The sequence below is a fragment of the Nocardioides pantholopis genome, assembly GCF_003710085.1.
Lineage (GTDB): Bacteria > Actinomycetota > Actinomycetes > Propionibacteriales > Nocardioidaceae > Nocardioides > Nocardioides pantholopis.
In genome coordinates, this window is sequence record NZ_CP033324.1 from 1,696,970 (window position 1) to 1,714,919 (window position 17,950).

At 73.3% G+C, this 17,950-nt stretch carries 14 protein-coding genes; 7 read left to right on the plus strand and 7 right to left on the minus strand.

Translation table 11 applies throughout. From position 1 onward, the window contains the following. Positions 1-13 precede the first annotated feature (13 nt). The gene (locus EBO35_RS19420; RefSeq protein WP_164477867.1) at positions 14-190 is read left to right on the plus strand and encodes a hypothetical protein; all 177 of its coding nucleotides are present in this window, start codon (positions 14-16) and stop codon (positions 188-190) included. 55 nt (positions 191-245) lie between these two features. Here the strand turns inward: EBO35_RS19420 and EBO35_RS08135 are convergent, their stop codons facing one another. After that, positions 246-1,412 (minus strand): glycosyltransferase family 4 protein, encoded by a 1,167-nt coding sequence (locus tag EBO35_RS08135; RefSeq protein WP_122817271.1) that lies wholly within the window; start codon positions 1,410-1,412, stop codon positions 246-248. A gap of 65 nt (positions 1,413-1,477) precedes the next feature. Here EBO35_RS08135 and EBO35_RS08140 point away from each other — a divergent pair, with 65 nt between their 5' ends. Beyond that, entirely contained in the window at positions 1,478-2,230 is a 753-nt protein-coding gene (locus EBO35_RS08140) for a class I SAM-dependent methyltransferase (RefSeq protein ID WP_122817272.1), read from the plus strand. Continuing rightward, complete coding sequence (locus tag EBO35_RS08145; protein WP_164477868.1) at positions 2,227-6,372, plus strand: alpha-(1->3)-arabinofuranosyltransferase; 4,146 nt, start codon at positions 2,227-2,229, stop codon at positions 6,370-6,372. Before EBO35_RS08140 ends, EBO35_RS08145 begins: the two co-directional genes overlap by 4 nt. On the opposite strand, the gene EBO35_RS08150 is transcribed toward EBO35_RS08145, so the two are convergent. Together EBO35_RS08150 and EBO35_RS19425 are read right to left on the minus strand one after the other, a co-directional pair. Beyond that, complete coding sequence (locus tag EBO35_RS08150; RefSeq protein WP_164477869.1) at positions 6,264-7,508, minus strand: acyltransferase family protein; 1,245 nt, start codon at positions 7,506-7,508, stop codon at positions 6,264-6,266. The two genes, EBO35_RS08145 and EBO35_RS08150, sit on opposite strands and share 109 nt — an antisense overlap. Next, entirely contained in the window at positions 7,505-9,325 is a 1,821-nt protein-coding gene (locus EBO35_RS19425; RefSeq protein WP_164477870.1) for a hypothetical protein, read from the minus strand. Before EBO35_RS19425 ends, EBO35_RS08150 begins: the two co-directional genes overlap by 4 nt. 169 nt (positions 9,326-9,494) lie before the next feature. Here EBO35_RS19425 and EBO35_RS08155 point away from each other — a divergent pair, with 169 nt between their 5' ends. Continuing rightward, positions 9,495-10,418 (plus strand): DUF3068 domain-containing protein, encoded by a 924-nt coding sequence (locus tag EBO35_RS08155; RefSeq protein ID WP_127480433.1) that lies wholly within the window; start codon positions 9,495-9,497, stop codon positions 10,416-10,418. A gap of 88 nt (positions 10,419-10,506) precedes the next feature. On the opposite strand, the gene EBO35_RS08160 is transcribed toward EBO35_RS08155, so the two are convergent. Further along, positions 10,507-11,361, minus strand: coding sequence for a class I SAM-dependent methyltransferase (locus EBO35_RS08160; protein ID WP_396954391.1), 855 nt, complete (start codon positions 11,359-11,361; stop codon positions 10,507-10,509). A gap of 238 nt (positions 11,362-11,599) precedes the next feature. Here EBO35_RS08160 and rpsA point away from each other — a divergent pair, with 238 nt between their 5' ends. Further along, a complete protein-coding gene (gene rpsA, locus EBO35_RS08165; RefSeq protein ID WP_122817277.1) occupies positions 11,600-13,075 on the plus strand; it encodes a 30S ribosomal protein S1 in 1,476 nt (491 codons plus the stop codon). A gap of 79 nt (positions 13,076-13,154) precedes the next feature. Here rpsA and EBO35_RS19430 read toward each other — a convergent pair whose 3' ends face one another. Further along, complete coding sequence (locus EBO35_RS19430; RefSeq protein WP_164477871.1) at positions 13,155-13,295, minus strand: hypothetical protein; 141 nt, start codon at positions 13,293-13,295, stop codon at positions 13,155-13,157. Between the two features lie 93 nt (positions 13,296-13,388). Between EBO35_RS19430 and EBO35_RS08170 the strand changes: the two genes are divergently transcribed. Further along, entirely contained in the window at positions 13,389-14,333 is a 945-nt protein-coding gene (locus EBO35_RS08170; protein WP_122817278.1) for a GlxA family transcriptional regulator, read from the plus strand. A 30-nt stretch (positions 14,334-14,363) separates the two neighbouring features. Here the strand turns inward: EBO35_RS08170 and EBO35_RS08175 are convergent, their stop codons facing one another. Further along, positions 14,364-15,053 carry a TetR/AcrR family transcriptional regulator gene (locus EBO35_RS08175; RefSeq protein ID WP_122817279.1) on the minus strand — a complete coding sequence of 230 codons (690 nt, stop codon included), beginning with the start codon at positions 15,051-15,053 and terminating at the stop codon, positions 14,364-14,366. Between the two features lie 105 nt (positions 15,054-15,158). Between EBO35_RS08175 and EBO35_RS08180 the strand changes: the two genes are divergently transcribed. Then, positions 15,159-16,085 (plus strand): NAD-dependent epimerase/dehydratase family protein, encoded by a 927-nt coding sequence (locus EBO35_RS08180; protein WP_122817280.1) that lies wholly within the window; start codon positions 15,159-15,161, stop codon positions 16,083-16,085. 7 nt (positions 16,086-16,092) lie between these two features. Here EBO35_RS08180 and EBO35_RS08185 read toward each other — a convergent pair whose 3' ends face one another. Beyond that, complete coding sequence (locus EBO35_RS08185) at positions 16,093-17,916, minus strand: ABC transporter ATP-binding protein (protein WP_122817281.1); 1,824 nt, start codon at positions 17,914-17,916, stop codon at positions 16,093-16,095. Positions 17,917-17,950: the final 34 nt, after the last annotated feature.

The window sequence follows — 17,950 nt, forward strand, 5'->3', positions numbered from 1 at the left end:
GGAGGGGTTACGCGTGGCACTTGGACTTGGACTTGGAACGACACTGCTCACGACTGTCGGTTCGGTGGGGCTCGGCGGGGTGGTCGCGACCGCGACCATCATCGGCGTCGTGTCCAGCCAGACTGCGGCACCGGAGCCGTCGGAATCACCGGCGCGCAGCTCGGTGATCGAGTACGGCTCGAACAGCTGACCCAGCAGTTCCGCACCACCGTCGACGACGGCCCGACCATCCGGTCGGGCCGTCGTCAGATTTCGGGGGGCTCCTCGGGGTCCTGGGTGTCGGTGAAGACCCCCGCGATGGCGGCGCCCAGCACCAGGGCGAAGGACTGCTGGGCGTGCTGCCAGGTGAACTCCTTGCTCATCGCGAGCGCCCCCACCGACAGCTGGTCGCGCAGCTCGGCGTCGGTGAGCACCCGCCGCAGCGCCGCGACCAGCTCGTCCGGGCTGTCCACGAGGAGGCCGGAGCGGCCGTCCGCGATCGACTCGCGGGTGCCGCCGGCGGTCCGGTAGGCGACCGCGGGCGTCGAGTGCATGCCGGCCTCGCCGATGACCAGGCCCCAGCCCTCCTTGAGCGAGGGCAGCGCCAGCACCCAGGCGCGCTCGTAGAGCTCGTGCTTGGTCTCCTCGTCCACGTGGCCGTGGAAGTCGACCAGGCCGCCGGCGCCGCGCTCCTCGACGTACTCGCGCAGCTTCGCCTCCCACCAGCCGCTCCCCACGACCGCCAGGCGCAGGCCCGGGAGCTCCGGCTGCAGGGCGAGGACCGCGTCGACCGCGTGCTCGACCTGCTTGTGCGGCACCAGCCGGCCCACCACCGCGACGAGCGGGTCAGGGGACTTCCCCGGGTTCACCGGGACGTAGGGGTCGGTGCCGTTGTGGACCACCGCGATCCGCGGTCCGCGCACCCCGAGGTCGCGCAGCTCGCCACGGGTGGCGCGGGAGACCGCGACGTACTGGCACCGGCGGTAGAGCCACGGGGCGAGCCGGTGCTCGATCCACCACCCGATCCGTCCGGGGGCGCCGGGGTAGACCACCGGCCACTGCTCCCGGTGCACGTGGTGGACCAGCACCACCACCGGACGGCGGGTCACCAGCCGGCTGAAGAACGGCAGCCCGTTCTGCACGTCCACCACGACGTCCGGGGCGCCCAGCAGGCCGCGACGCAGGGCCCGCATGCCCTCGGCGTACACCGAGAGCTTGGACCCGCGACGCACGTAGCGGACCCCGTCGACGACCTCCTCGGGAGGCGCCGACGCGTACGCCGCGCAGAACACCGTCACGGTGCAGCTGCGCTCGACGAGCCCCTGGGCCATCTTCTCCAGGTAGCGCTCGGCGCCCCCGCCCTCGGGGTTGTGGGTGTCCCTCCAGCTGAGGAACACCACGTGCTTGCCGGACAGCTCAGCCAGGTCGTGCATCGACGAAGACTAGAGGACGCTTCGGCCTGTCACCACCGGTGTGTACCAGCGGGTAGGGTCGCGGCGTGCTGAGGCCGGAGACTCCCGTTCGTGGTCCGTGGCGACCCACCCTGCGCCGCTCGGTGCGGTTGTTCCGGGCCTTCGGTCACGAGCAGTCCGACCCGGCGCTGTTCTACACCGCGCTGGCCGAGGACTCGGCGGCCCAGCTCGCGCACTTCGTCGACCTGCGCGGGGCGACCCTGCTCGACGTGGGCGGCGGGCCCGGGTACTTCCGGGACGCCTTCGCGGCCGCCGGTGCCACCTACTACTCCCTGGACGCGGACGCCGGAGAGCTGGCCGGACTGGGCGAGATCGCGCCGGGAACCGTCGTCGGGTCGGGGATGAACCTGCCGTTCGCCGACGACTCCGTCGACGTCTGCTACTCCTCCAACGTCCTCGAGCACGTCCCCGACCCCTGGCGGATGGCCGAGGAGATGGTCCGGGTGACGAGGCCCGGCGGCACGGTCTTCCTCAGCTGGACTGTCTGGTACGGGCCGTGGGGCGGCCACGAGACCGCCCCGTGGCACTTCCTCGGCGGCAGCCGCGCGCGCCGCCGCTACGCGCGCAAGCACGGGCACGAGCCGAAGAACCGGTACGGCGAGTCGCTCTTCGCGGTCACGGTGCGCGACGGCCTGCGGTGGGTCGAGGCCCAGCGGGACGCCGAGGTGGTCGCCACGCTGCCGCGCTACAACCCGCGCTGGTCGTGGTGGCTGCTGCGCGTCCCGGTCGTGCGAGAGCTGGTGACATGGAACCTCGTCCTGGTCCTCCGCAAGCGGTGAGCGACACCACGGACGAGCGCACCCGGTTCCGGTTCCGGATCGCGGCAGCGTGCGCGCTGCTGGTCGGCCTCGCGTTCGTCCAGGACCCCGGCTTCCTCGTCCCGGACACGAAGTTCGACCTGGTGGTCGCACCGGGGGAGTTCCTCTCCCGGGCGCTGCACCTGTGGGACGGCGAGGGGGCCTTCGGGCAGCTGCAGAACCAGGCCTACGGCTACCTGTGGCCGATGGGCCCGTTCTTCTGGCTCGGTATCTCCGCCGGCCTCCCGGCCTGGGTGGTCCAGCGGCTGTGGATGGCGCTGGTGCTGACCGTCGCGTTCACGGGCGCTGCGAAGGTCGCCCGCGCCCTGGGGGTCCGCTCGGACCTGGCCTGCATCGCGGCCGGCCTCGCCTTCGCGCTCTCGCCCCGGATGCTCACGACGCTGGGCCCGATCTCGATCGAGGCGTGGCCCAGCGCGCTGGCGCCCTGGGTCCTGCTGCCGCTGGTGATCGGCGCCGAGCGCGGCTCGGCGCGCCGGGCGGCGGCGCTCTCGGCGCTGGCCGTCGCGATGGTCGGCGGCGTCAACGCGGCAGCGACGTTCGCGGTCATCCCGATGGGCGCCATCTGGCTGCTGACCCGCACCCCCGGCCCGCGGCGCCGGGCGCTGATGCTGTGGTGGCCGGTGTTCACGGTGCTCGGGACCCTGTGGTGGCTGGTGCCGCTCTTCGTGATGGGCGCCTACAGCCCGCCGTTCCTGGACTACATCGAGACGACCTCGGTCACGACGTTCCCGACGACGCTCTTCGACGTCCTGCGCGGCACCTCGAACTGGGTTCCGTACGTCGACGCGGGATCGCGCGCGGGCAACGACCTGCTCCGTACGCCGTACCTGATCCTCAACGGCGCGGTCGTGCTCGGGCTCGGGCTGGTCGGGCTCCTGGGGCGGTGGTGCCCGCACCGCCGGTTCCTGGTCCTCTCGCTGCTGACGGGCGTGCTGATGGTCGGGGCCGGCCATGCGGGTGCCGTCGAGGGCTGGTTCTCCGCCGACCTGCGGGGCCTGCTCGACGGGGTGCTGGCGCCCCTGCGCAACGTCCACAAGTTCGACCCGCTGGTCCGGCTGCCGCTCGTGATCGGGTTCGCGGTCGTCCTGGACCGGGTCCTCGCCCGCCGAGTCGCCCGTTCCACCAGCGCGGCCGGCGCCCCGGACCGCGGCACGATGACGCTGGAGCGGGTGAACCGGGTGGCGGTCGTGGCGATGGCGCTGACCGCCCTGCTCGGCTCCACGCTGCCGGTCGTCTCCGGCCGGGTCACGCCTGCGGGCGCCCACCTGGAGGTCCCCGACTACTGGAGCGAGACCGCTGACTGGCTCGCCGAGGAGGGCGAGGAGACCACCGCGCTGCTGGTGCCCGGCGCGCCCTTCGGCGAGTACCTGTGGGGCTCGCCCAAGGACGAGCCGCTGCAGTACCTCGCCGAGTCCCCCTGGGCGGTTCGCAACGTCATCCCGCTGACCCGGGCGGGCAACATCCGGATGCTCGACGGGGTGGAGTCCCGGCTCGCCCAGGGTGCCGGGTCGCCCGGTCTGACCGCCGCGCTGCGGCGGGCGGGCGTGCGGCACCTCGTGGTGCGCAACGACCTGGGGGACCGCTCCGACGTCCCCGACCCGGTGCTCGTGCACCAGGCACTGCGCGACTCGCCCGGCCTGGTGCGCGTGGCCAGCTTTGGACCCGAGCTCGGCGGCGGCGCCGTGCTCGACGACGACCAGGGCGACCGGGTCGTGGTCAACGGCGGCTGGCAGGCCAGGTATCCGGCGGTCGAGGTCTTCCGGGTCGCCGGGACGACCGAGCCGGCCGTCTCCGCAGCCTCCGCGACGACCCTGGTCGGCGGCCCCGAGGACCTGGCGGACCTCCTCGACCTCGGCGTGGTCGGCACCGAGCCGACCGTGCTCGCCGCCGACGGCGCGCAGCCGGAGGACGGCGTCGACGGGCCGGTCGTCCTCACCGACGGGCTCCAGGCCCGCGAGCACTTCTTCGCCCGGATCCACGACGGCTCCTCCGCGGTGCTGACGCCCGGTGACCGGCGCCGGTCCGGCAACCCCGCGCGCGACTACCTGCTCGACGACGCCGAGCGGTGGTCCACGTCGGCGGTGCTCGACGGGGCCGCCAGCCTGTCGGCGTCCTCGTCGGGCTCCGACTCCGACACCGCCGGAGGGCCGCGGCCCGGTGAGCTCCCGTACGCCGCGGTCGACGGCGACCCGGGAACCCAGTGGCGCTCCGGCTCCGCCGCTGGACGCGCCTGGTGGCGGCTGGACCTGGCCGACCCCCGTGCGGTCTCCCAGGTCACCCTGCGGGGTGGCCCGGACGCGGCGGACAACCAGGTGCTGCGGGTCCGCACCGCCGCGGGCGTCTCGGAGCCGGTCCAGCTCGCCGCGGGGGAGACCCGGCGGGTGGTGCTCCCGGCGGGCGAGACCGCCTGGGTGCGGATCGAGGACGCCGGCCCCGGGGACCAGATGGTCGCGGTCGCCGAGGTCGAGGTCCCGGGAGTCGAGGTGCGGCGCCGGCTGGCGCTCCCCGAGATCCCCGCGGCCTGGGGCACGCCGGCCGCCGTCGTGGTGCGCGCCCTGGGCGACGCCCGGCGAGGCTGTGCGGAGGTCGACGACACGGTGCGGTGCCTGGCCGAACGGGCCCGGGCACCCGAGGAGGCCTCGGCGATGGGGCGGGTCCTGACCCTCCCGGAGTCGGCCACCTGGCAGCCCGAGCTGTCGGTGCGGCCGGTGGCCGGCCGGGCGCTGGACCGGGCCATGCTGCGGGGTCAGGCCGTCGACGTCCAGGCCTCGTCCACGGCGGTCCCGGACTCCCGGGCCTCGGCGGTGGCCGCGATCGACGGCAGCGCGGCCACGACCTGGCTGGCCGCTCCCGACGACCTGCGTCCGACCCTCACGCTCAACTGGCTCGGGAAGCGCCGGGTGGGCTCCGTGCGGGTAGCCCTCAACGACACCGTCGCCGCGCGCCGGCCCACCCGGGTGAGCGTGAGCTGGCCGGGCGGGACCCGCGAGGTCGCGCTCAACGCCCAGGGTGTGGGTCGGTTCCCGCGGGTGCGGACCGACACCCTCCAGGTCCGGATCGAGCGCACCGACGCCACCGCGAGCCTCGGCTTCGACGCCCAGCCGCAGGCGATCGGCGTCGGGATCAGCGAGATGTCCGTCGGCGGGGTGCCCTACCTCCCGCTCGGCCTCTCCGAGGACCGGCGCGACCTCGGCTGCGGCAGCGGCCCGGTGGTCAGCGTGGCCGGGGCCAGGTACGCGTCGGCGGTCGTCGCGTCGTCGGCCGAGCTGCTGGCCGGGAAGGCCGTCGAGGCCCGCCTGTGCAGCACCGAGGACGGCACGATCAGCACTCCCGCGGGACGGTCCGTGATCGACGTGGCCGGCTCGGACGCCTTCGCCCCGGCGAGCCTGGTGCTCCGGGACGCCGACCCGGGGGCCGCGGCCCTCCCCGCGGGCGCGCAGGCCGCCCGGCTCGACCTGGGTTCGAGCACCCGGCGGGTCGAGCCGACCGAGGGCGCCGGGCTCGTCGTCCTCCGGCAGAACGCCAACCCGGGATGGCTGGCCACCCAGGACGGCGCCGAGCTCGAGCCGGTCGTCGTCGACGGCTGGCAGCAGGGCTGGCGGCTGGACGGCGACGGGCCGGTCGAGGCGCGGTTCGCTCCGGACACGGCGTACCGGACCGGCCTGGCGGTGGGCGCGGCCTGCCTGCTCGTCCTGCTCGGCGCGGTCCTCGTGCTCCGGCGTCGCTGGCGCGGCCCGGAGCACCCGCCCCTCGCCGAGCGCGAGCTCCCGTCCCTGCTGGTGCTGGCGCTGGCGCTCCTCGGTGCCGGGCTGGTCGCCGGGTGGGTCGGCCTGCTCCTGGGGGCGGTCGCCGCCGCGGCGGCGTACGCCCTGCGCGCGAGCGAGCCGACCCGCGCCCTGCTGTTCGCCGCACCGGCGGTCGTCGTCGGTGCGGGCTACGCGATCCAGCCGTGGGGCGACCCCTCCGGATGGGCCGGGGACTCGCGGTGGCTGGGCTACCTGCTGGTGGTCTCGGTGGTCGGGCTGGTGGTCTCGCTCGCCGAGGGCCGGATCTGGCGCCGGGGCATCTTCAGCCGCAGCGCCGGACGCTCCACGACCCGGTAGGCGACCTCGGCGGCGGCCACGCTGATGAGCACGGTGAGCAGCCAGATCTGCAGGCCGCGTCCCTGGAACAGCGGCCAGCCGGTGCTCCACATCACCAGGTGGAGCACCGGCAGGTGCAGGCAGAAGATGCCGTAGGAGATCCAGCCGAGGCGCCGGGCCGCGAGGTGGCCGAGAGCCTGCTCGTAGCGGCCTCCGGAGACGGTGAAGACGCCGGTCACCACGACCAGGAAGCCGATGGTGGCGTACAGCACGTTCTTCGCCAGCGCCTCGGCGGGACTCGGGGCATCGAACATCGAGGGGCCCGCCAGGGGCGTCGCGCAGACCAGCAGCAGCGCGACGGCCAGGACCCAGCAGCTGCCGGGCTGGCGCCCGAGGGCCACGATCGTGGCGGCCCACCGGGGCGCGATCCCGCGCTCGTGCAGCACCTGGACCAGGGCGAGGAGCAGGCCGACCGCGAACCACGAGAGGTAGGCCGGCAGCCACTGGACAGGCGCCCCATCGATGACGGCCTCCAGCCGGGGCACCGCGTCCAGGTGCCAGTAGACGCTGACGGCCCCCAGCGCGGCCAGGCAGAGGAGCACCCGGTCGATCCGGAGCGGCCGGCCGCGGCCTACGGCCAGGAGCATCACGAGGGGCAGCACCAGGTAGAAGGCCACCTCGACGGCGAGGCTCCACATCTGGGTGAGCCCGGCGGGGAAGACCTGCCCGGTCGCGGTGTCGAGCATCAGGAGCGTGCGCAGCCAGTCGGCGACGCCCAGGTCGCGGTTCTCCTGCACCAGCGACAGCGCGAGCACGACCGTGACGACGTAGAGCGGCGCGATCCGCAGGAAGCGCTTGCGCAGGTAGGGCCGCACCGCGGGCCGGGTCGTCCCGTCGGCCGCGCGGATCAGCCACGGCCGGGCCAGCAGGAACCCGGAGAGGACGAAGAAGATGGCGACGCCCACGTCCAGCCGGGCCAGCAGGGTGCCCCAGACACCGTTGCCGGTGTACTCGCCGGCCCAGAAGGCGGCGTGGGTGGTGACGACGCACAGGGCGCCGACGGCGCGCAGGGTGTCGAGCACTGGGAAGGTGCCGCCGGTGGCGGGCGGCGGCGGGGTGACGGCCTCGCCCACGCGGGCGCCGAGGCTGGTGCTCACAGGGGACCTCCGGGGGTGGCGGTGCCGACGTCGACGGTGTCGACGCACATGGTCTGGCCGGCCGGCAGGCCGCCGAGCGTCACCACGCCGAAGTCGTCGGTGACGTTGACGAAGAGCTCGTGGGCGCCCCGGCGCACCGGGGCCTCGACGACGTTCGAGCCGATCCGGACCTCGACGGTCGTGTCGGCGGACGCCAGATAGCCGACCCGGACCCACCACGTGTAGTCGAAGACCCGGGTGTCCAGCGGGATGAGGACCGGGTCGGTCTGGACGAGCCAGCCACACCCCTCTTTCGGGCCGGGCTGCGCGGACGCGGCCGGGGAGATCACCGCACGCCGTGGCTCGCCGTCCTCGCCGAGGACCGCGAGCTGGCCGGTCACCCGCGGGAAGTAGGCGTTCTCGGTGACGACCGGGAGCAGGCGGACGCTGGTGTTGAACGGGTAGAGATATCCCGGGATGACGTTGTCGGGCACCACGGTGTCAGCGAACGCGACGGGACCGGCGTCGCGCAACCCCTCCTGCGCTGAGCGCAGGAAGCGCTCGCCCGGGTTGTCGGTGTGCCAGATCCGGGCGTAGCCGACGGTGGAGAGGACACCGCCCAGGAGGACCAGCGCGACCCCCGCGGCGGCGTACCGCTGGGGCAGGCGCCACCGGAGCACGGGGTCGGGCCGGGGCTCCGTGCCCTGATCGGTGCCGAGCGCCGGCAGCAGCAACAGCCCCACGCACAGCGCCACCGCGCATGCCACGTCGGCCAGGTAGCGGTACTCCAGGCCGGCGACACTGCCGACCACCGGCGCTCGGGTGACCAGGAGCAGGAGGTAGGACGCGAGCACGTAGTAGGCCAGCAGCAGCCAGACCCGGCCGGTCCGGCGCCGGTGCATGCCGAGGTAGGCGACGAGGGCCGCGATCGCCACCCAGGACAGCCCGGTCGCCCAGCCGTACGGGTCGGCGAGGCCGGCGGGCGGGTTGATCTCGCTCCAGCGCCACGGGCCGCCGAGCAGCCCCACGGGGAGGGCGGTCCCGAGCATCGTGTCCGCCAGCGGCCCGGCCACCGGGGCGGGGGAGTCGGTGGTCAGCTGCGGCACCTGGCTCAGGTAGTACGCCGAGAAGGCAGCCGCCAGCGCCACGCCGGCACCGACGGCGGGCCAGTAGCGGCGGGCCACGACGCGGAAGCGGTTCCGCAGGCTGCCCTCGCCGAAGTAGGCGAGGGCCAGCAGTGCCAGCAGCGGGAAGAGGACCAGGGCCTTCACGTAGGCGAGCAGCCCCAGGCCCAGGACCAGCAGGGTCAGCGCCAGCCACCGCCACCGCCGGGTCCGCAGGTAGCGCCACCAGGTGGCGACGGCGCAGAAGAACGCGACCTGCAGCGGCAGCGCGTTCAGGCTCGCCGCCCACCACATCGTGGCCGGCACCGTGATGGCGGTGAACAGGTAGAGGCTGAGCGGGACCAGGATCTCCCAGCGCATCCCGTGCAGCGTGCTGAGCATCCACAGACAGGCGACGCTGGCCGCGAGCTGGACGGCCAGGGTGAGCGTGGCCGCGAGGCCCCAGCTGACCAGGCCGTTCGTCGAGACCACCCACGCCAGCAGGCGCCCCAGCGGCATGAACTGGCTGTCGTACGGCTCGAAGAGCAGCCGGGCGTCGAGGCCCTTGCCGGCCTCGTCGAGCATCTGCAGGTCGTCGAGGTAGAACCAGCTCGGATACAGAGCCCAGGCCCGCAGGGCGAGCTGCGCGAGGATCAGCAGGGCGGCGGCGCCCAGGACCAGCTCGCGTGCGCCGACCGGCCCGATCCCAGAACGTTGGACGGTTCGGTCAGACACGCACGGAACTATCGCACAACGGTCCTGTCGTGGAACCGATCCCGGCGGGACGCACTGGCGGCCTGGCCGGCCCGGCAACAGTTGCGTCTCGTTTGTGGCGCTGCGCCGATTGTGACGTGCGCTACTGCTACTGTCAGCGCTCCTTGCACGTGCTTTGGGAGGGGTCTTCGTGCGTAAGTTCTTCAGTGTGGCCTGCATCTTTGTGGGTGCGTTCCTCGTGGTGATGGCAGTCCTGGCCCAGACCTACGGCGCGAGTCAGCTCAAGAAGACTCCGTTGGACGTCGACTCGGTGACCCGCCTGTCCGGCACCGCCACGTCCTACCTCGGTGCCGACACGGCGCCGTTCGCGGCGAAGGTGGCCAGCACCACCAAGGCCGACTCCGAGAAGTCCGACGACGACGTCGTCGTCTTCGAGAGCTCCACCTGCCTGGTCAAGGACATCGGCGAGATCGGCGACTGCGTCGCGGACGACGACCCGCAGGCTCGGCTGGTGAACGCGTCGATCGAGAACTTCGCGACCGACCGGGAGACCGCCCTCGCTGTCAACGACGAGAAGTACGTCCCGGCCGACGGGCCCGAGCGGGAGGGCCTGATCAACAAGTGGCCCTTCGACGCGGAGAAGAAGGACTACCCGTTCTGGACCACCGGCGGCGTCACCGAAGCCGTCTACGACCGGACCGAGGAGATCGACGGGCTCGAGACCTACGTCTACAACGTCGAGATCTCGGATGCGGAGGTGGAGCTCGCCGAGGGCGTGCAGGGCTTCTACACCGAGACGACCGAGGTCTTCGTCGAGCCGACCACCGGCCAGATCGTCAAGCAGGTCCGCGAGCAGAACCGCTCCTTCGCCGACGGCGACCCCGCGCTCAACGTCAGCGTCGAGTTCACCGAGGACCAGGTCGCCAAGAACGTCGAGGACATCAGTGCCGACGCCGACCAGCTCAAGCTGGCCACCGGCACCGTCCCGCTCATCGGGTACGTCGTCGGCATCCCGCTGCTGCTGATCGGGCTCGGCCTGGCCCTGCTCGGTCGCCGTTCGCGGCACCGCGGCACCGACCAGGGCTCGCGCGAGCGCGAGCTGGCCGACGCCTGACCCAGCACGTCTGATCGACCCCGTCCCGCCCGGGACGGGGTCGATCTGCGTTCCGGCCTGCCCGAGCGGAACAGTGGCCGGGGGAGCCTCAGCGCAGGTCCGCCCCGAAGATCGCGGTGCCGGGCGTGAGCCGCCCGCGCACCGCTGACCAGCCGCCCCAGACCCGGTCGTGGTCGGCGGGCCACTCCGGCTCGAGCAGCGTGGTGAGGACGAACCCGGTGCCGGAAAGCAGTCCGACCCAGTCGCCGAGCGTGCGGTGGTGCTCGACGTAGGAGACCTCGCCGCTCTCGTCGTCGACCTCGACGTACGGCGTGCGGTCCCAGTAGGACTGGCTCGCCACCAGCCCCGCCTCGCCCGGGTCGTCGGGGAACATCCAGCGGGTCGGGTGGGTGATCGAGAACGCGAACCGGCCGCCGGGACGCAGCACCCGGGCGACCTCGGCCACCGCGACGTCGAGGTCGCGGACGAACTGCAGGGCGCCGAAGGAGGAGAAGACGACGTCGAAGGACCCGTCGGCGAAGGGGAGGGCGGTGGCCGTGCCGAGCACGGACGGGACCGCGACCCCGGTGTCGTGGTCGATGCGGCGCGAGTGCTGCAGCTGGCGGTGGGAGAGGTCGATGCCGAAGGAGCGCCCGCCCTGGGCGCGCACCCACCGCGAGCACTGCCCGGCGCCCGAGCCGACCTCGAGGACGTCGCGCCCGGCGAGGTCGCCGAGGATCCGGGCCTCGTCCTCGCGGAGCCCCTCCGGGCCCCACACGAAGCCGACGTCGCCGAGGAACTCCCCGTGCGTGGCCTGGTACTCGTCGGCGTACCGGTCCCAGTCGGGGCCGTTGGCCCGCCGGGACTCGGTCTCGGTCACGGGCCGGCGCTCGACGCGCACCGGGGGGAGTGGAGGATGGTGCCGGGAGTCGGGTGCGGCGGGGTTGCCGGCGGTGCTGCTCACCCCTCGACGGTAGCCCCCCGGGGCGCCCGCACGGAGGCCGGTTGGACGGCGCTGCGGCCTCGGCGTAGGCTTGGTATGCGCCAGAGGTCTGCCTGCGTCCCGGACGGAGCGGACACCGAGCTCGCTATCAGCCCCATCCTCGCCTCTCGGCGGGCCATGGAGCGCACCACACCGGTAGTGAAACGGGCCTCGCTGCGTGCCCGAACGACATCTGCCCACCCAAGGAATTCACTCCCCTATGACGAGTACCATCTCCGCTCTTCCGGACTACGACGCGCCTCAGGTTGCGATCAACGACATCGGGTCCGAAGAGGACTTCCTCGCCGCCATCGACGCGACGATCAAGTACTTCAACGACGGCGACATCGTCGACGGCACCATCGTGAAGGTGGACCGCGACGAGGTCCTGCTTGACATCGGCTACAAGACCGAGGGCGTCATCCCCTCGCGTGAGCTGTCGATCAAGCACGACGTCGACCCGTCCGAGGTCGTCGCAGTCGGCGACAAGGTCGAGGCCCTCGTCCTCCAGAAGGAGGACAAGGAAGGCCGCCTGATCCTGTCCAAGAAGCGCGCCCAGTACGAGCGCGCCTGGGGCACCATCGAGCAGGTCAAGGAGGAGGACGGCGTCGTCGAGGGCACCGTCATCGAGGTCGTCAAGGGCGGCCTGATCCTCGACATCGGTCTGCGCGGCTTCCTGCCCGCGTCCCTGGTGGAGATGCGTCGCGTCCGCGACCTGCAGCCCTACGTGGGTCAGACCCTCGAGGCCAAGATCATCGAGCTCGACAAGAACCGCAACAACGTGGTCCTGTCGCGCCGTGCCTGGCTCGAGCAGACCCAGTCCGAGGTCCGCCACGGCTTCCTCACCCAGCTCCAGAAGGGCCAGATCCGCAAGGGTGTCGTGTCCTCGATCGTCAACTTCGGTGCGTTCGTGGACCTCGGCGGCGTCGACGGCCTGGTGCACGTCTCGGAGCTGTCCTGGAAGCACATCGACCACCCGTCCGAGGTCGTCGCGGTCGGCGACGAGGTCACCGTCGAGGTGCTCGACGTCGACATGGACCGCGAGCGTGTCTCCCTGTCGCTGAAGGCGACCCAGGAGGACCCGTGGCAGCACTTCGCCCGGACCCACCAGATCGGCCAGATCGTCCCGGGCAAGGTCACCAAGCTGGTGCCGTTCGGTTCGTTCGTCCGCGTCGAGGAGGGCATCGAGGGCCTGGTGCACATCTCCGAGCTGGCCGAGCGCCACGTGGAGATCCCCGAGCAGGTCGTCCAGGTCAACGACGACGTCATGGTCAAGATCATCGACATCGACCTCGAGCGTCGCCGGATCTCGCTGTCGCTCAAGCAGGCCAACGAGACCGCTGCTGCGGGCGACGTCGAGGACTTCGACCCGACCCTGTACGGCATGACCGCCACCTACGACGAGCAGGGCAACTACGTCTACCCCGAGGGCTTCGACCCCGAGACGGGCGAGTGGCTCGAGGGCTACGACGAGCAGCGCGCGACCTGGGAGGACCAGTACGCCAAGGCGCACGCCCGCTGGGAGGCCCACGTCAAGCAGCAGGCCGAGGCGAAGAAGGCCGAGGCCGAGGCCGGCGAGGCCACCTCGTACTCCAGCGGTGGCACCGACGTGGCCGAGGAGGAGACCGGCGGCTCGCTGGCCTCCGACGAGGCGCTGCAGGCGCTCCGCGAGAAGCTGACCGGCGGCGCGAGCTGATCTAGCGCCCCGCACGACGCACGAAGGCCCGGTTCCCCGCGAGGGGGACCGGGCCTTCGGCGTACGGCGAGCCGGCGGCTCACCGGGGGGAGCGGAGCCGTTCCCCCTCGCGGTGGGACGGCGGGGGCGGAGTGGCGCCGCGGTCGTCGTGCCAGACCGAGCGCAGCGTCATCAGGACACCGACGATGGACAGGGCGAGGAGTAGGAGCAGGAAGGTCATGGCAGTAATCCTGCGCCCATCGCATATCCGCCACGAGTGGCAGATATGCCGATATCCATCGACTTTCCGCCACGCGCGTTCTAGCCTCGAGTGATGCAGACAGTCGCGGTGGTGGTGCAGGACGGAGCGGAGCCCTTCGGGCTCGGCTCCCTGGTCGAGGTGTGGGGCGAGTCCTACCACCCGGAGGACGACAACCCGGTCTTCGACTTCCGCACCTGCACGCCCCGCCCGGGACGGGTGCGGGGCCGCTCGGACTTCGACTTCGTCGTCGAGCGCGGCCTCGAGGCAGCCGAGGAGGCCGACCTGATCTGCTTCACCCCCAAGGCGGACTTCCTCGACCACGACCCGGCCGTCCTCGACCTCGCGCGGTCCGCCCACGCGCGGGGAGCCATCGTCTACGCGCACTGCACGGCGGCGTTCGAGCTCGGCGCGGCCGGACTGCTCGACGGCCGGGAGTGCACGACGCACTGGCGCCACACCCGCGAGCTGGCCGAGCTCTATCCGGCCGCCCGCGTGCGACCCGACGTCCTGTACTGCCACGAGGGCAACCTGCTCACCGGGGCGGGCTCCGCGGCCGGGATCGACGCCTCGCTGCACCTGCTGCGCGAGCAGTTCGGCGCCCAGGCCGCGGTCTCGGCGGCGCGCCGGATCGTGGTCCCGCCGCAGCGCGACGGCGGCCAGGCCCAGTTCATCGCCAACCCGGTGCCGGAGTGCGACGGGGAGACCTTCGGCGGCCTGCAGCAGTGGATCCTGGAGAACCTCGGGCAGGAGCTGGACGTCACGACCCTGGCTCGCCGCGCGCTGATGTCCGAGCGCACCTTCGCGCGCCGCTTCCGGGCCGAGATCGGTGCCACCCCGCACTCCTGGGTCACCCGGCAGCGGGTGATCCGCGCCGAGCAGCTGCTCGAGCGGACCGACCACTCCGTGGACCGGATCGCCGCCGACGTCGGCTTCGGCAACGCCGCCACGCTGCGCCACCACTTCGGCCGGGTGCGCGGGATCAGCCCCCAGCAGTACCGCCGGGCGTTCTCGGCCTGATCCGTCCCGGAGCGCCGGTCCGCGACGCGCTCACGGGCGCAGGCCGAGGTCGTCGCTGAGCTGGTCGACCACGTGCGCGAAGTGGGCGTCGTAGTCGAGGACGCCGCGGTGCAGGTGGCCGAAGAGCTCCTGGGAGACGTGGCCGACCAGGTTGGCCCAGGCCATCAGGCCGCGCGCGGCCGTCGCGGGCCGTAGCCGGGGATCGGTCATGGCGAGCACCGGCTCGAGCGCGGCCGCCTCCGCGCTCCCGGGCTCGAGGGCGGTGGGTGGCCGCAGCCCGGCGGCCTGGGCGTCGGCGACCACGCCGAGCAGGGCGCGAGTGATCCGCATGGCGGACGGGACGGTGTCGGCAGGAGCGGCGTACCCGGGGACCGGGGTCCCGTAGAGCAGGGCGTACTCGTGCGGGTGCGCGCGGGCCCATCCGCGCAGCGCGTGCGCCAGGGCTGCGAACCGGCCCGCGTGATCGTCGGCGTCGATCGGCGCGACCGCCCCCTCCGCGGCGGCGCCGAGGGTCTCGTAGGAGCGGACCAGGAGTCGGGTGAGCAGCTCGTCGCGGGAGTCGACGTAGCGGTAGACGGCCGAGGAGGCCAGTCCGAGGTCGCGCGCCACGGCCCGCACCGAGAGTGCGGCCGGGCCCACCTCGGCCAGCTGCCTCGTGGCGCTGTCGAGGATCGCGCGGGTGAGCTCGGCGCGGTTGACGGCGCGGGGGGTGGGAGCCATGGCCCGAGTGTACGAGAGCGGTGCTCTTGTTTGTTCGGCCGCGCTGTGCGAGCCTGAAGCGAGAGCGGTGCTCGCGCTTCGGCGGGCGTCAGAGAGGAGGACCGGATGAGCGAGCGACACGTGGTGGTGGGGGCAGGCCCCGTCGGCCGGGCCGTGGCCGGGCTGCTGGCCGAGCGGGCGCACGAGGTGGTGCTGGTGAGCCGCTCCGGCTCGGGGCCGGCGCTGGACGGCGTACGCCGCGAGGCGGCCGACGCCGCCGACGTCGACCGGCTGGTGGGGCTGACGGCGGGGGCCGAGGTGCTCTACAACTGCATCAACCCGCCGTCGTACGACGTCTGGGCGACCTGGTGGCCGCCGGCCGCGGCGGCGTTCCTCACCGCGGCCGAGCAGAGCGGCGCCGTGCTGGCCACGGCCGGCACGCTCTACCCGTACGGACCCGTGGGCGGGCCGATGACCGAGGACCTGCCCGACGCCGCGACCGGCACCAAGGCCCGGATCCGGGCGGCCATGTGGGCCGAGGCCCGGGATCGCCACGAGGCCGGGCGGCTCCGGGCGGTCGAGGTGCGCGGGTCGGACTACATGGGGCCGGGCGTCGCCTCCGCCCACGTGGCCCAGGTGGCGCCGCGGGCGCTGGCCGGGAAGGCGGTGCGGGTCTTCGGTCGCCCCGACGTGCCGCACTCGTTCACCGACGTGCGTGACGTCGCGCGGGCCCTGGTGGCCACCGCGGCCACGCCGACGGCGCACGGCCGGGTGTGGCACGCGCCCACCGGTCCCGCGCGCACCCAGGCGGAGACGATCGGCGACGTGTGCCGGGCGGTCGGGCGGCCGCCGGTGCCGGTGCGGGCCTGGCCGGGGGCGCTGCTCGGGGTGGGCGGCGCCGTCGTGCCGCTGCTGCGCGAGATGCGGGAGACGGTCTACCAGTTCGAGCGGCCCTACCTGCTCGACTCCTCGGCGATCGAGCGCGAGCTCGGGCTGGTCCCTACCCCGTGGGACGCGGTCTGTCGGGCGACCGCCGAGAGCGCGCTGGCCTGAGCGGGACTCAGGCGGCCGCCTCCCGGTCCAGGCCGCCGCGCACCAGGTCGGCGTACCGCCCGCCGCGCAGCAGCAGCTCCTCGTGGCTGCCCAGCTCGACGACCGCCCCGTGGTCCAGGACGGCGATCTGGTCGGCGTCGCGCACGGTGGAGAGCCGGTGGGCGATCGTGATCGTGGTGCGGCCCTCGGCGAGCTCGTCGAGGGCGGCCTGCACCTCGCGCTCGGTCCGGTTGTCCAGCGCGCTGGTCGCCTCGTCGAGGACCAGCACCCGCGGGTCGCGCAGCAGCGTGCGGGCGATGGCCAGGCGCTGCTGCTCGCCGCCGGAGAATCGGTGGCCGCGCGAGCCGACCACCGTGTCGTAGCCGTCGGGCAGGGAGACGACGAGGTCGTGGATCCGGGCGGCCCGCGCCGCGGCGACGATCTGGTCGTCCGTGGCGTCCGGCCTCGCGTGCCGCAGGTTGTCGCGCACCGAGGCGTGCAGCAGGTAGGTCTCCTGGGTGACCACGCCGACGGCGTCGGCGAGGTCGGCGAGCGCCAGCTCGCGCAGGTCGACCCCGTCCAGGCGGACGGTCCCGCTGGTCGGGTCGTGCAGCCGCGCGACCAGGGACGCCAGCGTGCTCTTGCCGCTCCCGGTGGCGCCGACCAGTGCCAGCGAGGAGCCGGCCGGGACGACCAGGTCGATGTCGTGGAGCACGTCGGTCTCCCCGTAGGAGAACCCCACGTGCTCCAGCCGGACCTCGCCGCGCACGTCCCCGATCGGGGTCGGGTCGGCGGGGTCGTCGATCTCGACGGGCAGGTCCTGGTACTCGAAGATCCGGCTGAAGAGGGCCAGGGAGGCGGTCAGGTCGACGCCCACGTTGAGCAGTCCCATGAGTGGCCGGAAGAGCCCGCCCTGGAGGGCTACGAACGCGACCAGCGTGCCGATGGTCATCCCGCCCGACGTGGCCGGCAGTCCAGCGGCGAGGTAGAGGGCGGCCGGGACGGCGGCGAAGACGATCGTCATCGTGGCCATCCGCCAGCGACCCGCGAGCTGGGAGCGGATCTCCAGGCCCACGAGGTCCGCGGAGGTGTCCTCGAAGCGGCGCGCCAGGGCGGGGGCCGCGCCGACGGTCTTGGTCAGCAGCACGCCGCTGACCGAGAGGCCCTCCTCGACCTGCACGTGCAGGTCGGCGAGCTTGGCCTGGCGTGCACTCGTCACCGCGTGCCGCATCCGGGCCACCTGGCGGGTCAGCACCACGGCCGGGGGCAGGACGACCAGCGAGATCAGGGCGAGCCGCCAGCTGAGCGCGACCATCGCGACGGCCGTGCCGAGGACTACTGTGACGTTGGCGGCCACCGAGGTGGCAGTGCTGGTCACCACCGACTGCATCGAGCCGATGTCGTTGACGATGCGCGACTGGACCTCGCCGCCGCGGGTGCGGGTGAAGAACCCGACCGACTGGCGCTGCAGGTGGCTGAACAGGTCGGAGCGGAGGCGGTGCATGACCTCCTGGCCGACAGCTGTCGAGAGCCAGGTCTGGACGACGCCGAGGGCGGCCGTGGCCACGGCCACGCCGACCATGCCCGCGACGAGCAGCAGGAGCAGGCGGACGTCCTGGCGCGGGAGCGCGTCGTCGATCACGTGCCGGATCAGGAACGGCTGGGCCAGGCCGATGAGCGAGCTGACCACGATCAGGGCGACGACGACGCTCAGGCGCCGGCGGTGCGGTGCGAAGAGCCGCGCGATCCGGCGCAGCGACACGGGGGACTCCGCGAGCTGACGCCGGTCCGCACGACGGGAGTCGGGGTTGCGGCGTCCGTTGCGCTCGCGGGGGGTGCTGGGGTCAGTCATCTGACCACCTCGATTCATTACTGAGGTATCCTCA

Coding starts and splice junctions, on each gene's coding strand:
- EBO35_RS08135 (WP_122817271.1), bottom strand. CDS start 1,412: ATGCACGACCTGGCTGAGCTGTCCGGCAAGCACGTGGTGTTCCTCAGC.
- rpsA (WP_122817277.1), top strand. CDS start 11,600: ATGACGAGTACCATCTCCGCTCTTCCGGACTACGACGCGCCTCAGGTT.
- EBO35_RS19430 (WP_164477871.1), bottom strand. CDS start 13,295: ATGACCTTCCTGCTCCTACTCCTCGCCCTGTCCATCGTCGGTGTCCTG.
- EBO35_RS08170 (WP_122817278.1), top strand. CDS start 13,389: ATGCAGACAGTCGCGGTGGTGGTGCAGGACGGAGCGGAGCCCTTCGGG.
- EBO35_RS08175 (WP_122817279.1), bottom strand. CDS start 15,053: ATGGCTCCCACCCCCCGCGCCGTCAACCGCGCCGAGCTCACCCGCGCG.
- EBO35_RS08180 (WP_122817280.1), top strand. CDS start 15,159: ATGAGCGAGCGACACGTGGTGGTGGGGGCAGGCCCCGTCGGCCGGGCC.
- EBO35_RS08185 (WP_122817281.1), bottom strand. CDS start 17,916: ATGACTGACCCCAGCACCCCCCGCGAGCGCAACGGACGCCGCAACCCC.